Below are 16274 nucleotides of genomic sequence, written 5' to 3' on the forward strand. Positions count from 1 at the left end.
AGCTACCTCGCCGGCCTCCATCTCCGGGCCTCGATGATCTGGATCAAAGAGCTCACCCGGAACAGCCATTGATCACAACCCAATACCCGCCCTAGTACTCCAGCTGTAGATCGCTCCTGTGCCGGTGGCACCTATGCTCGCCGTGGTTTGCGCGGCTTGCCCCAGCTGCCGTGTGGCCGGCTTCGAGTCTGGGCCAGCGTCGCCGCGTCGAACTCGCCCTTGCTGATGACCGCTCGTGGTTCTGGTACGAGCAGGGCCGCAGTCGATCGCCATGGGACAGCCGAGGCCCAACCGACCAGGGGCATCGTCTCGTCGTAGCGGGGAGCGAACTGCGCGACGGTGATGGTGGGCATCCGATAATTCAGGCTACGGACGTGTTCGACGAACGCTTCAGGCAGCGAGACGTGGTACGTCTCCACGTAGTGCGGGAAGTCCTGGCGCCACAGCCAGGTACCGTCTGTCGTCAGTGAAGAGCACCCCGGGGAGTGGCGGTGGGCGCTGCCGGTGATGGCGTCGCGTCCCGCCTCCATGACGTCGATGAGGATGTGGCCAGCATCCAGGTAGGCCACCAGGTCCGCCTCGTCCGACTTGCCGACAGGCCGGACGGCATCGTGTATCGATCCGTTCGGCTGGCCGGAGCGGTTGTCCAGTTCGTCGTAGAAGCCCAGCAATCCCAGCACTGCGTCCTCCTCTACGAGCCTTGCCGTCCCATCGGCACGTGCAGGTGCGGCCACCGTTGATCATCAGTGTGTGAAGACAAACGATCACGCGGTGGCCGCAGGTCACAGCGTAGACGCCGACCACTGGCAGGAAGCGTTCGAGGGCCTGATGGGCCGTATTGCGGGCCGGTTCGCCCGGGTCGAACCCCGCCACCGAATACGGCGCTTGGTCATGGGACTGCTCGCGGACCTGCCGAGGAAGAACTGCTGGACCATCGCCGAATGGGATGGAGAGGCGACTCCTGACGCCATGCAGCACTTGCTGAGCCGAGCCAAGTGGGACGCCGATGCCGTCCGCGACGACCTGCGCGCCTACGTCGTCGAGCACCTGCATGACGACCAGGCGGTACTCGTGGTCGACGAGACCGGCGACGTGAAGAAGGGCACCCACACCGTCGGCGTCCAGCGCCAGTACACCGGCACCGCGGGCAGAATCGAGAACTCCCAAGTGGCCGTCTACCTCGTCTACGCAGATCGACGCGGACACGCCGCAGTGGACCGCGAGCTCTACATTCCGCGCTCGTGGACCGACCAGCCCGACCGCTGCCGGGCGGCCGGACTCGCCCCGGACACCGCGTTCGCCACCAAGCCCCAACTGGCCGCCCGCATGATCACCCGCCTTCTGGACTTCGGCCACCACGCCGCCTGAGTGGCGGGAGACGAGGTCTACGGCGGCAACCCCCAACTGCGCACGGCCCTGGAGGAACGCACCACCGGCTACGTCCTCGCGGTGGCTCGCACCCACGAGGTCACCACCGGGGTCGGCAAGCTCCGCGCGGACGCCCTGGCCAAGAAGCTCCCCAGACGGGCCTGGCAGAAGCTGTCCGCCGGAGCCGGAGCCAAAGGACAGCGGTTCTACGACTGGGCCCACATCGACCTGCCCAGCACCGCTCCCGGCCACCGCCACCTGCTGATCCGCCGCAACCGCACTACCGGCGAACTCGCCTACTACCGCTGCTACTCACCCCGACCGGTGCCGCTGACAACCCTGGTGCGGGTCGCGGGATCCAGATGGAGAGTCGAAGAGGCATTCCAGGCTGGAAAGGACCTGGCCAGCCTCGATGAGCACCAACTCCGCCGCTACACGTCCTGGTCCCGCTGGGTCACCCTCGCCATGCTCGCCCATGCCTTCCTGGCCGTCGTCCGCGCCGAGGAGCACCAGCTCCGCCCCGGGCCCGACGGCCTGATACCGCTGACATGCAACGAAATCCAGCGACTCTTCATAGCCCTTGTCGCCAGATCCGTTCACGAGGCCGACCACTGGCTTCGCTGGTCCATCTGGAGACGCCGCCATCAGGCTCGCTCCCAGGCCAGCCACTACCAACGCCAAGCCGCGACATCAGCATGATCGTGAACTACAGCTGGAGTACTAGCCTCCGCCAGTTGAGGGTATCGAATGCAATCGAATGGTGGTGCCCGCCCCAGGGGGCGGGCACCACTGGCTACGGTCTTACGTGTAGCCACCCGGAGGGGTAGCTTCCGTGCCCAATGAATCCGTACTGCGTAAAATGAGCATTACTGATTTCACTGATCATCTTCGTCAAGGCGATATCCATTTGCATGGCCCGGAACCCAGTGGATGCAATCGGGCCTGTCTCCGGTGCCTGTGCGGCAGAATTCCTCTACAGCGTTTCGCACGTCGGGCAGCGGGATTGCACTCCTGCGGTTGTGGAATCTCGGTTCGCCTGGGTCTGAGATAACCCTCGGATCGAAATCTGGCGGATTCTGGTTATCTGATACCCACGTGTGATCGTAGACCCAGCCAACTGCAGGATGGCTGGCGCCAACAAACCAGATGAGCCCCCCGAAGCCGGTTTTTGAGTTCACGGCGATTCTGAGAAAATTGTTTGGCATGCTGGTGTCGTTGGAGTGGCGCCTGTCGGAGAACATGAAGCATGCATCGTCGCCCGGAGTCCAGTAGGGATCGAAAGTTTCCAATTCCAGGCTGTTTATGACTTCGTCGATCAGGGACTCCATCTCGGCCCACGACTCTGCATAGTGCCACTCGCGGTTAATTACTGCATTGAGAATCAAATCTAATCCAACCCTGCTGAGGACTCAGGTCCTACTCCTACTATTTTCCGAGGAGTATCCCCGCCGGGGGACCATACTTGCATGGTCCACCCCTTTGGAAGGATGCACTTGACTGACTCCTGGCATCCCATAGGAGGCCCGCACATGCCCTTCGGGTGATTGATGATAATATCCGCATCTTTGATGCTGTTTTCTTTCACCCATCGCGCAAACAATGTTTCGGTGTGTGCAACGGGCGGATACGGCCAATTGCGGGGGTTCTCTGTTGGCGTGCGCCACCTTAGGAAAGTATCGATTTTTTGGTAATGCAAAATATGTCCCGCTATCAATGAGGGACCTAAGTTCGTTTCCATATTCATTGGAAATGCGCCACTCGTGAGCCTGATTCGAAGGTCGCTCATGATTTCTTTGGCGAACGCCAGGCAAATATTATGGGTTAGTACTGGTGTGTCACCAGCGAGCATGTAGAACGTGTGCAGGTCCGCGACGGTGAGGTTGTGCATGGCCTGGCGGCCGGCCACCTCGTGGACTGCTGAAACGGTGGTCTCGTGATCGTTTTCGGTTGTGAGGGCATGGCCCGGCTGGAGGTCGCCGCCGGGACCCACTTTTGGGCAGTGGCATCCCAGAAGGGGTGCTCGGACGTGGTGTGGATGGTTTCCTCGCCACTGTCCGACCGAACAGTGACGCTGACGAGATCGTCGTCGTCATGAGTCCAGGTCGCGGTGACGGTTCGGCTGCCGATTTCACCACTTTGTGGGTCTGCTGCCTGCACTTGGTCGCCGGGTTTGATTTCGCCGATTTCTCGGGAGCTTCCGTCGGCAAGGAGGACTAGCGTTGCCCTCCGAAGGCTCCGATGCCACTACGCTGACCTGGAACGATCAGGGCGGTTCGCATATCGCGCGCACGGAAGGCTGAGTGGAACATGCCGGGGATGCCCAAGCGAATCGGCCGGTTCACCGTGTCACGGAGGCTTGGGTTCGGCGGCATGGGCGAGGTCTTCCTGGCCTACTCCCCAGCCGGCGACCTGGTCTCGATCAAGGTGATCCGCACCGACCGACTCGATTCCGTGACCTGAGCCTGTTTCGAGAAGGAAGCTCAGGCCGCGCAGAAGGTGGTCGGCACCGGCCGGGCCGTGCGGTTCCTCGACGCGGATCCTTATCCTGAGCAGCCCTGGGTGGCGATAGAGTACGTCCCCGGGCGAACCCTGCTGAATACCGTGGACGACGGGCGGCCTTCTCGGACGGGTCGAGCCCCCGGCTGGGGTGGTAAACCCCGGCCCGGCCGCACGCATCGGCACACCTCACTCCGGCTACGACGAACGCCGGTCTCCGAGACAAGTCTCGGAGACCGGCGGCACCCACCGCAGGCGATCAGTCACAATGGCCAGAGCGGTCGATTTATCCAGCAGTTTCCATTAGCGCATCTGATCTAATGGCTCATTCCAAGAACATTGAATGCGACGTTCTGGGCCAGCGAAGAAATCTGACCTTTCGCTAGAACCGGAACCCTATACTGCATTCCCTTGACGTGCTCCAAGAATTTCGAGTCCAAGTGAAGGTGGTACCGGCCTAGATAGTAGGGGAGATCGAGGCGCCAAATCCACGAGCCGTCTGAAAGGATAGACGAGCAGCCTGCAATGTATTTATCGTGCGAGATTACATCCTGCCCGGCCTCCATGATGTCGATCAGTGGGACTCCCTGGTGGAGGTAGTCGATCAGTTTCAGCTCATCCAAAATCGGCTCTTCGGATATCGCATCGTAGATGCTTCCGTGATACAGGCCGGGCCTACCGGGGCCAAGCTCGCGATAGAACCCAACGTGAGAAATCGACACGACTGCCCTCTCTAGCCCCTTGGATAGAGCCACTTCCAGGATCCTCCGTTGTCTATGATCGGAGTCTGGCCTGGCCCTAGGGAAGGGATTGTACCAACTCGATCGGTAGGTGCCAGTACGGGTACGCCAAGCTCGTCTGCCACCTGCTGCCCAACGCCCGATACGCCGGAGTGGCAAACCATGAGTCGACATGCCTGGCCATCCGGATAATGCGGGTTGGATCGGATTGCCTCGACGAGCTGACCTCCATTTGTCAATTCCCCGTCCAGGGAAATGTGGCCATCGCGAGTCCCGTGGGCAACTACGTCATGCAGGCCTTCATTTAGCACGTTATTGAAGTTATTCATTGTTTGCATGTCACTGCCGACGGCAGTGCCGGTTGGACTATGCGTTACAGCATGCCCGCCAGGGGTGTAACTGTCTGCCGGACAATTGTGAACCAAGACCGGCGTGGACCCCGCCAGCACGTAGTACGTGTGGATCTTCTCAACCGTGAGGTTGTGGGCGGCGGTCGGATCTGCACTGTAGTTGTGAATCAATGCGACGGTAACTGTGTCGCCCGAGAGCGTCAGGAGCTGATCGCCAGCGTTGATGTTTGCTGCATCTGTCCACCGCTGGTTGGTGACGTCCCAGTATGGGTGGTGCTGGGTCGAGGTTAGGGCGGCGACTGCCGATGCGGTGGCGCTACCGGTTACAGCCGACGGATTTGCTTCGGTGGAGACGGTCAGCTGGAGGTCGGTGAACTCCTGGTCGTCGGGGGTGGTGATGGTTTGCGTGACACTTTCCCCAGTGGTGTTGCCGGTCTGGGGGTCAGTTGCGGTGACTTTGTCACCGGCGGTCAGTTGGTCAATTGACTTGGCGGTTCCGTCCGCGAGGAGAACTACGGTTCCCGCAGGGAAGCTGTAGCACGGCATCCCACCAGGCGCCCCCGGACTAGCGGCGTAGGCGTCTCCTATCGAAGCAGGGAGATATGTTCCCGAAGCAAAATTTGCACTGTGCGGGTCGAGGCCCTGCCCCATGGCCCAGCTTACGTAGGAATCCATTGGGCCGGGCTTGCTGTATTCGTGATCACCCAGATGAATAATCGTGTGGGCGAAGTCGATCGGTGCAATCGCGACTGCACCAAGGCCGAAGAGGAAGTCCCTGTTGTTGCCTTCGTGACCTTCCTTGGAGTTCGGGTTGCATCGACCGTTGCTGCATTTGACTGAATATTGTTCTCGAACTGTCTTGTGGGTCCTCCAGTAGGTGTAGGCAGAGTATGCTTGGAACTTTTCTGTCGTTTTGTTTTCTTCTACGATCTTGTCATAGTCGCGCCCCTTTTCAATTGGCGTGATTCCGCCGCTGCATGTGTACATCCCGTTGCCGCACTCTTCGAAGTGCAGGCCTGAGGGGTCCGAGAGATTGACGGGGTTGTTGTTGCTGTAGGCGTAGCCGTTCCACTGCTGGGGGCTCGCTAGGTCGAGGATGGGGTCGGGGTTGATGAAGCGTCCGTGGACGGGGTCGTATTGGCGGGCGCCGAGGTTGGTGAGTCCGGTGGTGTCGTCCTTGCTGCCGCCGATGAAGCCCTTGGTGCCGGCCCAGTCAGAGGTGGCGGGCTGGGTGCCGCGGGGGTTGCCGAACGGGTCGGTGGGGCGGCGGGTGACGGTCTGGTTGGCGTCGGTGTTGATCTGGAGGCCGTTGGTGCCGTGCGGGTCGGCGGCCTGGATCAGGACGGTGCCTCCGCCGATGGCGGCGGTGACGCGGGTGTAGGTCAGGCCGCCCGGGGCGGGGATGGAGCGGACGTTGCTTGTGGAGCCGCTGGCCGTGTCGAGGGTGAGTTCGTCGGTGGGCAGGTTGAGCGTGGTTTTGCCGGGGTTGCGGCGGATGAGCTGATTGCCGTCGGCGTCGTAGAGGTAGGTGGTGGCGGCGGCCTGGCCGGTCTTGGTGAGGGAGTCGAGCTTGTCCTCGCCGTTCCAGGTCAGGGTGGTGGTGCCGCCGGTGTCCGTGATGGCGGTGGTGTTGCCCTTGGCGTCGTACTGGTAGCTGACGGCCTTGGTGCCTGCGGGCCCGCTGGTGGTGGAGGTGAGCAGGGCGTGGGGCCCGCCGGTTCCGCCGCCGGTGTTGGGGGCGCTGGTGGGGGTGTTGCGGCTTTTGGTGGCTCCGAAGGTCTGGGTGGTGGTGATGTCGTTGAGGCTGTTGCCGGTGATGTCATGCTGGACGAGGCCGGTGCGGTTGCCGGTCGCGTCGTAGGTGTAGGTGTTCCAGTAGGGCGCCGGGCCGCCGACGGTCCGTCCGCCGGGGTTGACGGTGGCCGGGCCGTTCGCGTTGTTGCAGCCGCCGATGCCGGGCACGGTGGTGGAGCTGCCGGTGCCGTGGACCTCGCCGGAGGAGTCGGTCCAGTCGGCGGTGGTGGCGGTGCCCGCGGTGTCGGTCCAGGCGCCGGTCAGCCGGCTCAGGTGGTCATAGGTGAAGCACTGGGTGTCGGTCGCCGAGGCGTCCTGGACGGTGGTGGCCGAGGTGATCCGGCCTGAAGGGGTGTAGGTGTAGCTGGTCTGGTCGACCGAGACGGTTCCGACCTGGCGGTCGACGAAGTTGTTGATGACCCGTCCGGTGGCCCAGTCGTACTGCTGGGTGGAGACGACCTGTGTGCCGTACTGGCCCACCGTCGTCCGCACGGGGCGTGCGAGGGCGTCGTAGTCGACCTGGGCGACGATGGCCTGCTCGAGGCTGGCGGATCCGTAGAGCAGACCGGTGATGGTCTGGGCGTAGGTGATCGATTCGGCCGGGAGCCCGCCGGCTGCGGGGATGTCGGTCTCGGTAACAGTGCCGAGGACCGGGCTGTAGGTGTTGGTCGTCGTGTAGGTACCGGCGAGTGCGCCCTCGGCGGACGGGATGGTGATTGATGAGCCGAGCGGACGGTAGGCGGTGTCGTAGTTGGTGACGGCCTTGATGTATGCCGTGCCGCCTGCTCCGCCGACGTAGCGGGTTGAGGAGGTGGGCTGGCCCTTGACGAGGGTGTCGTACGTCCAGGAGGCCAGCTGGTTGGCCGGTGCCACGGTGCCGTTGAATGTGCCGGTCTTACGGCCGAGCAGGTCGTAGGTGTAGGAGAGAGTGTTGCCCTTGGCATCGACAGTGTGGTCGATGCGCGAGTTGACGTCGTAGTACGTCTTCGTGACGCCGGTGTCCGGGTCGGACGCCGAGACCTGGCGGCCGTGGAGGTCGTAGGTCTTGGACCAGGTGTTGCCGCTGCCGTCGGTGTGCGACGCAGGTTGGCCAGTCGGCGTGTAGGCGTAGGTGGTGATGTCCGCGTCGGTGCTGTTGCCGGTCGCGGTAGGTGTGCGGTACTGCCAGAGGGCGGTGGTGTGGTCCCGGGCGTCGGTCACGGACGAGATTGGCGCGCCGCCGCTCGGCGGGGTGGTGTCGGTTCTGTCCGCACCGGGGTAGGCGGTGGTGGTGGCCCACTGGAGGTTGCCGTAGGAGCGGAACTCCGCGCGTACGACGCGTCCGTTGCCGTCGTAGGTGTTCCAGGTCTGGCCTGGTATCTGGCCGTCACCCACCGGGACGAAGATTGATTCGGTGGGGAAGGAGCTCTTCTCGTAGTACGGTGCCGAGGTCTTGATGACCCAGCCGTGGGTGTCGTAGACAGTATCGGTGATGAGGCGCCCGGTGGGCTTGGCGGCGCTGGTGCTCTGGCTCTGGCGGGGGCGACCCAGACCGTCATAGATACTGATGTTCACCGAGTAGGTGGCCGCGTCGTCGTTGAGCGACTCGGTCTTAACGATGGACGGGCTTTGGGTGCCATTGAGCGAGTAGGTGAACTGCTTGCTCGGGAGTTGGTTGGTCGGGCGGTCCGGTGCCCAGACGGCTGTGAGCCGGCCGAGGGCGTCGTACTGGGCGGTGACGACGCGGCCGTTGGCATCGGTATTGGTGAGTGCGGAGCCGCGGGCCGGGTCGAGTGTGGTGCTGGTGGTCCAGTCTGCGCCCATGGGTCCGGTGGTTCGTACCTGGGTCGGCAGGGCACCGGAGGCCGGGGTGAGAACGACCTTGGTCGCTGCGGGGGTGATCGATGGGCCGGCCAGCACGGCACCGGAGGCGTTGTAGGTGGAGCCGTCGGTGGTCGCTGTCGTCAAGCTCCGCCCGTAGGCGTCGAACGTCGCGCTGCCGGTATGGGCGTAGACGGCGTTGCCGGTCTGGTCGAAGCGGTCGAGGACCTGGTTGCTCGTAGGGTCGCCGGCCGCGCCGGCTTTCCCGAAGGGCTTGCCGTCGTAGAGCGTGCGGCCGCTGGACAGGGTGTTGGCCGAGGTGGCTTTTCCTGTGCAGGATCCCTGGAAGGCGGTCTTCTCCGAGACGAGTGTGAGCAGCTGCGGGTTGTCGCTGGCCGCGTAGCTGGTGATGGCACAGGTTTCCGGGGTGGCGGCGGTGCCGTCGCCCTTGTCGTCGACCTTGACGACGCGGTTGCCGTTGGCCGGTTCCGTGGTGGTGACCACCGTGGTGGTGCGCCAGCTGCCGTCGGAGAGCTTAGCCTTGGCGATTGAGGTGGTCTCGGAGTCCGGACGCCAGGCGTAGATCTTCGGGGCGCCCGCGCTCTGGGCGTGGGTCGCGGACGTCGTCTGTCCGGTGTAGGTGCTGCCGGAGACCGCGGTGACTGTGCCGTCGGCTTTGTCGAAGGTCTCGGTGGCGACGACGCGACCGGCGAGCTGGGCGCTGTCGGTGACGGTGCCGCCGAGCGGGCTGGGGACCTGGACGCTGCGTTGGGTTGTGCCGTTGGCGAGGTAGTCGTCGTTCATGCCCCGCAGGTAGGTGACCTTCTGCTGGGTCTTGGGCGCTTCGCTGGAGCTACCGCTTCCGGTGGTGGTGGTCACCGACTGGTATCCGCGGAACTGGTCCCAGGTGCGGGTCTTGGGGTCGGTGAACTCGGCGTCGTTGCGGTGCCAGGCCGCGCCGCCGTTGTAGGTGTACTCGGTGGTCCTGCCGATGTTGGGTGTGCTGACGAGGTCCTGCTCGACGACGGTTTTGACGAGGGGCTTGTCGAACCAGTCGTTGACCGGGTCCTGGGAGGACTGGCCGGGCAGGTACCACTTGACGGGTATGCAGGCCATCGTGTTGCTGTCCTCGGAGGACGGCATGTGGTTGTTGACCCGGGAGCACTCGGGGTCGTTGTAGATGACGTCGATGCTGCCGCCCATCTCGGTCGTGATGTTCTGGATGCGCGGGCGCATGAACATCGGCGAGGCGGGGGCGAGGCCGTCGACGCGGTTGGCCCGCATCTGGTACTGGAACTGCACCGGGGGCAGGTTCTTGATCTCTGCCTGTCCGTTGCTCGGGACGCGCTGGATCGAGTCGAGCTGCAGGAGGCGCTTGGTGCCGTCCTTGGGGTCGGCGAGCTCCTGGTTGAGGTTCCAGGTGTCGACGGTACGTGGCGCGGAGTTGACCATGATCTGGGTTCTGATCGTGGTCAGGCGCTTGGTGGTGAAGAACGTCGGTGCGGAGTTGACGCAACTGCTGTCGGTGCAGATCTGGTCGACCGGCGTGTCAGGCCACGCGTTGGCGTTGCCGGCGCGCTTGCCCTCGGAGCAGTCGTTCGAGGCGTCGGGCATGCAGCGTTCGGTGACGTCGAAGAGGACCTTGGCTGCCGGGTTGGCGCTGCCCTTGGCGGCCTTCTGCTCGTCGAGACGCTGGCCGTAGGCGATCTCCTTGAGGTAGCCGGCCCGCTGGTAGTCGGCGAGGGTGCCGTTGCCGCCGCTCTGGACGGAGCCGCGCTTGTACTTGTTGCTCTCGGTTGCGTACCTGAAGGTGGTCAGGTTGCTGTGCGGGTCGACGATGTAGTCGAGCTGCCAGCGCCAGGCCATCTGGCACCATGAGTTCTTCCCGCTGCCGGAGTTGTAGCAGGGGTCGCCGTTGTTCGGTGAGTACACCGGCACCGTGAGGACGGAGTTCGCGGCGGGGTCGGAGCCGTCGCCACCGGGCAGGTGGTTGAGGCCGAAGTAGTACTGGACACCGTCGGACGTGGTGATCCGCCAGTACTCCATGCCCTGGTAGTCGACATCGCCCGCGACCTTCGGCGCGCCGGTGAGCTGCTCGACCTTGGAGCCGTCGTCGCTCTCGAGATGCCAGGTGCCGGTGGCGTCGTCGCGCACGATCTTGCCCGAATGGCCGCTGAGGGAAATCGTGGCGTTCTGCCCGCCCCAGCACTCGTCTGCGGAACCGGTGATGCCGGCTTTGTCGCAACTGCGGTAGGAGCGTTCGATGAAGCCGGGCTCGTAGCCCCAGCCGTCACCGATCCACGAGGGCTGGGCGTTGGTCGAGGAGGTCTTGCCGTCCACGTCCGCCGAGTTGTAGCCCAGCGACACGGTCGGAGCCGAGCCGCTGAGCGCGGGCGGTACCTCGATGGGGTAGCTGTATGTGAAGTTGCCCGTGTTGGACCCGGCGGACCAGGCCGAGGACGGGGACAGGGACGTCGCGGTGTAGTTGCCCATGGCGCCGGAGGGCGACGGCGCTGCGGAGAGCACCACCGAGCCACCGCTTTCACCCTTGTCGGTGGCGGCCACCGCCTGAGCGGGCGCTGCCGTCGTGGTGAACGAGGCCTTCACGGCTTCGTTCTGCCCCTGCTGGGGAGCTGCCCTGGGGGGCAGCGTGACGTCGGCGGTGATCTTGCCCTGCCCGTCGGTCTTCGCCGCAACCGGGTTCTGGGTGCGACACTCGGGCAGGTCGGGCGTGGTCAGTGCGCAGGTCGGCAGGGCTATGAGGTGGGCCCGGTCGGACCACCCGGCCGCCTGCAGTGCCTTCAGGTCCAGGGTGACGCTCGCGGCACGGCCTTCGCCGCTGGTGGGCGCTTCGGCGTCGCTCAGGGCGATGAGCGGGCCGGTGACGCCGGCCGCCTTGCCCGTCTCCGGCCCGGTTACCTGAACCGTGACCGTGTGTGCGCTTTCGCCCTTGCCGGTGCCGGGAGCGACCTGGACGGCCAGCGCCCCCGCCTTTGCGCCGGTCGCGCCCCCGGAGGCGGGCGAAGCGCCGCCGGTGGCGGCGCGCGCGGTCTGCGCTTCAGGACTGTCGGCCCCCAAAGCCACCGTCGCGGTGCCGGTCACCAACGGCGCCGTCGGCTCAGGCTTCCAGTCAGGAGCGTTGGAAGCCGGTTTGGACGCCGGCTTCGGGGCGTCCTTTCCCTCGACCGAGACGGTCGCGTCACCCAGCGGCGTGTGCGGGGGAGTCCAGACCTTCCCCTTCGGCGCGGGGTAGGTCCACGCCACAGCGGGCGGCGCGGTTATCCCGGTCATTGTCAGGGCGACCATCGCCGCCACAACAGACGAACGCCACCGGTTGCCTGGTGGTCTTCCAGCCCGTTTGTGGGCAGCCCAAAACATCTTCACATCGCTCCAATGATTATCGACATAACGTCAAAAAGGCATGGCAGTGCCATGGTCAGCGTGACGATAAGTGAAGAATCGAACACGCCACCAGGGTGTTCGGCCGCCGTGTATGAGAAATTTGCAAAGTCTTGGGAATCGCGATCGGTGCGTATCAGGACATGCCCACGCAAGGCGGTAATGGGTTTGACCTATCGACAGGCCAGGCCACATCGTTCCCATCCGAACGCAGACACAGCAGCGTCTGCCGACCGGGAGGGACTCACCGAAGATCCATGTCCACCACGTCACGGACAATCACGAGCACGCCACCGCCATCATCGACACGCAAACGTGTGACTCGCCTGACCGCGCTCGGAACCGGTTGCGTCCTGAGCCTCGGTCTGCTCGCCGCGCCGACCGCCCTGGCCGTCGAACCCGACGCCACGCCGACCCACGGCCCGGCCGGTGGGGCGGCGCCACTTCTTCCGCCCACACCCGCCCCGCCTCGTACACCTCTGCAGCAGGCGGTGCTGGACGCAGTCGCCAAGGCCAAGTCCACGGGCAAGCCGGTCGTCATCGACGCTCTGACCGACGTGGCGTCGAAGACCGTCGCCAACCCGGACGGCAAGCTGACGACCACTGACAATGCCCAACCGGTCAGAGTGAAGCAGGACAATGGCTGGGCCGACCTCGATGCCACCCTCCGTGAGAACTCCGATGGCACCGTCAGCCCGACCGTCGCGAGCACCGCCCTGGCCCTCTCTGGCGGCGGTGGCGGGCCGATGGCCACCGTGTCCACCTCCGACGGCAAGAAGCTCTCCGTCAGCGCACCGTTCGCACTGCCGAAGCCCGTCCTGAACGGGGCGACCGCCACCTACGCGAACGTGCTGCCCGGCGTCGACCTCCAACTGACCGCACTGCCCATCGGCGGCTGGCGCGACGTGATCGTGGTCCGCACGCCCGAGGCCGCCGTCAACCCCGCACTGAAGACCCTGCGCTTTCCGATCACCGCCCAGGGTTTGACAGTCACCTCCGACGACCAAGGCCGCATCGACGTCAAGGACGACAAGGGCGACCTGCGATTCCGCTCGCCCTCACCCTTGCAATGGGACTCCTCCACGCCGCCCGCCGCGTCCAAGACCGTGAAGTCCGCCATGGCAGCCGCAGCCGCGCCCGCAACAGACCCAGCACCTGCGGCCGGCATTCGCTCGTCCACAGAGGAGCCGGGCGACGGCGCGAACGTCGCCGCGATCTCCACCAAGGTCACGTCCTCGACGATCGAACTGACGCCGAACCAGGACGCGCTCGGCTCCGGCACCGGCCCGTGGTACCTCGACCCGTCGCTCGTGGCGACGAGCTCGGTCCAAGGATCGGTGGAGGTCCAGGAGAACCACAAGACGGCGGAGAACTTCAACAAGAAGAGCAACCTGGCCACCGGCTACTGCGGCTACCACAGCAGCGACCCGAGCCTGGACTGCGGTGACCTGGGCCGCCAGCGCGCCTACTTCCAATTCGGCATCAACCCGGCGCTCTACACCAAGCCGAACGGTGCCGAGAGCCCGCCGAGCATCTTCAACTCCACCCTCAACTTCCAGGTCACCGGTGCCTCCAGCCCGGGCACCAACACACCACTCGTGGTGTACTCGGCGCCCAAGCCCATCCATGAGCACACCAGCTGGAACGACCAGCCCTGCGGGGACAGCAAGACCGTCGTCATGGAGAACTGCCCGACGGTCAACGGCCAGTGGATCATCGGCACCGGCCCGCTAGCCGTTGACGTGACCGACATGATGAAGCAGGCGATCGCCGGCCAGTGGCCGTGGTGGACCGTCGGCATCGCCCCGATGAACAACGAGTACGACAAGACTTTCCGGCACTACATCGCCAACAACCCGTACATCACCACCACCTACGACATCACCCCGACCGTCTGGTACCCGCGCGCCAGCCCCGTCCCCGGCTTCGCCTGGAACAACAGCACCGCCGAGTGCACCACCGGCGGCGCCCACCCCTGGGACAACCCCGGCTGGATCGGCAGCAACCAGAACATCTACCTGACCGCCAACAGCTACTCCCCCGCCGGCCAGTCCCTGTACACGAGCTACCGCATGTGGGACGACAACGACGGCAACTTCTCCTTCACGGACGGACGATGGGGCCGCAGCTACAACGACCCCGCCGAGCCCGTCACACCCGGTTCGCTCAGCGACGGTCACCAGTACGGCTGGTACGCCCAGTCCGGTGACGGCACTCTCAGCTCACCCGAAAGCGCCTGGTGCTACTTCCGCGTCGACCGGACCAACCCCCGCGTCAGCATCAGTTCCACCGACTTCCCGCCGTCCGGCACCCCGAACCCCACCCCGGCCAAGTACATGAACGACTGGGGCAGGTTCACGATCAACGCGGAGGACCCGGCCCCGGGCGCGGGTCTGCAGGCCTCGGGCGTCGCCTGCGTGCGGGTGAGCACCGACCCGACCCCGGTCGTCGGCTGGAAGTGCGGCCAGAGCGACACGCTCTCGCCGGGCCAGCCCTACGACTACCAGCCGCGCCAGTGGGGCACCAACACCCTGTACGCGTGGGCGATGGACAACGCCGGCAACTACAGTCAGCCGGCCCTCTACAACTTCTACGTGCCCTGGAAGCCCGGTACCCAGCCGCTGTTCGGTGACGTCACCAACGACCAGCAGCCGGACATCGTCCTCGCCGACAAGAACGGCGACCTGCGGATCATCGGCGGTACCGCCGACCCGACGAACTCCCTGGTCGCGCCCGCCGCCGCGGCACCCGGCAACCTCAAGTACGGGGCCACCTGGGCCGACTACCAGATCAGCCACCACGGCGCCCTCACCGCCGGACTGCCCGTCGACCAACTCGTCGTCCACTACACGGGCGCCGCGGCCGAACTCAAGAAGATCCTCTACGTCATCCCCAACGACGGCACCGGACGCTTCGACCAGAGCCAACCCCTGGCACCCAGCCGCCCCACCACCTGCAAGGTCTACGGCACCACCACGCCGTGCGACGGATACAACAGCGGCGACTGGAGCAACGTCTCCCAGGTGATCGCGTTCGGCACACCCAAGGGCGAGGCAGTCGGCCCCAAGCCGGGCGACCCGACGAAGACGGTCTTCACCACCCAGACGTCCATCATGACGCTGGAGAACAACAACCTCTACGTCTTCAACCCCGTCGGCAACCTTCTCAGCGGCACCACCCTCATCCCCACCCTCTCCGGCAGCTGGAACGACCTCGAACTCATCAACCCCGGCGCCGCCAACGGGCCCACGACCAACCCCGCCACCAAGGCGACCGCGAACCAGACCACGCTCTGGGCACGCAGCCGCACCACCGGCGACATCTACGCCTACCCCCTCGGCTTCAACGCCGACGGCACCGTCGACTACTCCGCCCTCACCAAGCCCGACGCCGGCACTCCCATCCTGACCGGCGCGAACTGGAGCGCCGCGGCCCAGCCGAAGATAGGAGCCGCGGACCTCAACAACGACGGCTACCCTGACCTCTGGGCCATCAACAACAGCAACGCCATCACCGTGTTCCCCGGCAAGAGCAGCACCGGTGCCACGAACAAGGTCGACGGCTTCGACAACTGGCAGTTCCTCGGCTACGCCGACGCCAGTGTCTCCGTCCACCCCAACACCGTGAACTCGCAGTGCATGGACGCCGTCAACGGCCCCCGCGACGGTGCCGAAGTTGCCATCTACAGCTGCTGGCAGACCGCCAACCAGCGGTTCAGCTTCGCCACGGACGGCACCATCCGCGCCGGCAGCTGGTGCCTGTCCACCAAGGACAACGCACTCGGCAACGGCACCCGCGTCATCCTCACGACCTGCACCGGCAACACCGGCCAGAAGTGGAGCATGCGCCCCGACGGCCGCATCTACCTGCCCGCAACCGTCGACCCCGCCAACAACCCCAACGGCCAGTGCCTCGAACTCCCCGGCTGGGCCACCGACCAGGGCACCCGCCTCGGCATCTGGACCTGCCCCGGCGTGCAGGCCAACCAGCAGTGGACCCTGCAACCCGAACGTACCCCGTAACGCGTCAGCCATCACCAAGGTGAGCTGACGTAGCAACCGCAGGGCGAGGGGACCGGCCATTCCGGGTCCCTCGCCCTGCTTGCATGTACCGGTATCGAGCGCCCTCCGGACGGAAAGCAGTCGTGCGAGGCAAGGGCGGCAGAGCCCCGGCGGTGAGGCTTGCGACACCACCGCCGGGGCGCTTATAACCAGGCCTTCCAACTGTTCGGTCGGGAGCGAGCCGGGCCTCGAACACCATCGCCTTCGACTGCATGACCGCTATGCAGGCTGTCGTCGACAGACCGCAGCAACCGACGCCTGTCGGG

Annotated in this window: 7 protein-coding genes and 2 pseudogenes; 3 read left to right on the forward strand and 6 right to left on the reverse strand. The window is 65.1% G+C overall.

All coding sequences use genetic code 11. The annotated features are described in order from the left end of the window. Positions 1-131 precede the first annotated feature (131 nt). Positions 132-680, reverse strand: a complete 549-nt coding sequence (locus ABT015_RS09205; RefSeq protein WP_350878055.1) for a hypothetical protein — start codon at positions 678-680, stop codon at positions 132-134. A 148-nt stretch (positions 681-828) separates the two neighbouring features. Here ABT015_RS09205 and ABT015_RS09210 point away from each other — a divergent pair. Continuing rightward, a pseudogene (locus ABT015_RS09210) lies at positions 829-2067 on the forward strand (IS701 family transposase). Positions 2068-2243: 176 nt separating this feature from the next. Here the strand turns inward: ABT015_RS09210 and ABT015_RS09215 are convergent. From ABT015_RS09215 to ABT015_RS09225, 3 genes and pseudogenes are all read right to left on the reverse strand, one after another. Further along, on the reverse strand, positions 2244-2753 hold the full coding sequence (locus tag ABT015_RS09215) for an Imm1 family immunity protein (RefSeq protein WP_350878056.1): 510 nt from the start codon (positions 2751-2753) through the stop codon (positions 2244-2246). Positions 2754-2755: 2 nt separating this feature from the next. Continuing rightward, complete coding sequence (locus ABT015_RS09220) at positions 2756-3256, reverse strand: DddA-like double-stranded DNA deaminase toxin (RefSeq protein ID WP_350878271.1); 501 nt, start codon at positions 3254-3256, stop codon at positions 2756-2758. Continuing rightward, positions 3190-3570, reverse strand: a pseudogene (locus ABT015_RS09225) (polymorphic toxin-type HINT domain-containing protein); the annotation flags it as partial. The gene ABT015_RS09220 and the pseudogene ABT015_RS09225, both read right to left, overlap by 67 nt. Positions 3571-3684: 114 nt before the next feature. Between ABT015_RS09225 and ABT015_RS09230 the strand changes: the two are divergent. Further along, entirely contained in the window at positions 3685-3828 is a 144-nt protein-coding gene (locus tag ABT015_RS09230; protein WP_350878057.1) for a hypothetical protein, read from the forward strand. A 353-nt stretch (positions 3829-4181) separates the two neighbouring features. On the opposite strand, the gene ABT015_RS09235 is transcribed toward ABT015_RS09230, so the two are convergent. Then, a complete protein-coding gene (locus tag ABT015_RS09235; protein ID WP_350878058.1) occupies positions 4182-4619 on the reverse strand; it encodes a hypothetical protein in 438 nt (145 codons plus the stop codon). Beyond that, positions 4598-11854, reverse strand: a complete 7257-nt coding sequence (locus ABT015_RS09240; protein ID WP_350878059.1) for an RHS repeat-associated core domain-containing protein — start codon at positions 11852-11854, stop codon at positions 4598-4600. Before ABT015_RS09240 ends, ABT015_RS09235 begins: the two co-directional genes overlap by 22 nt. A 410-nt stretch (positions 11855-12264) precedes the next feature. Here ABT015_RS09240 and ABT015_RS09245 point away from each other — a divergent pair, with 410 nt between their 5' ends. Then, entirely contained in the window at positions 12265-15969 is a 3705-nt protein-coding gene (locus ABT015_RS09245) for a ricin-type beta-trefoil lectin domain protein (RefSeq protein ID WP_350878060.1), read from the forward strand. Positions 15970-16274: the final 305 nt, after the last annotated feature.

The sequence above is a fragment of the Kitasatospora sp. NPDC094016 genome (assembly GCF_040304045.1).
Lineage (GTDB): Bacteria > Actinomycetota > Actinomycetes > Streptomycetales > Streptomycetaceae > Kitasatospora.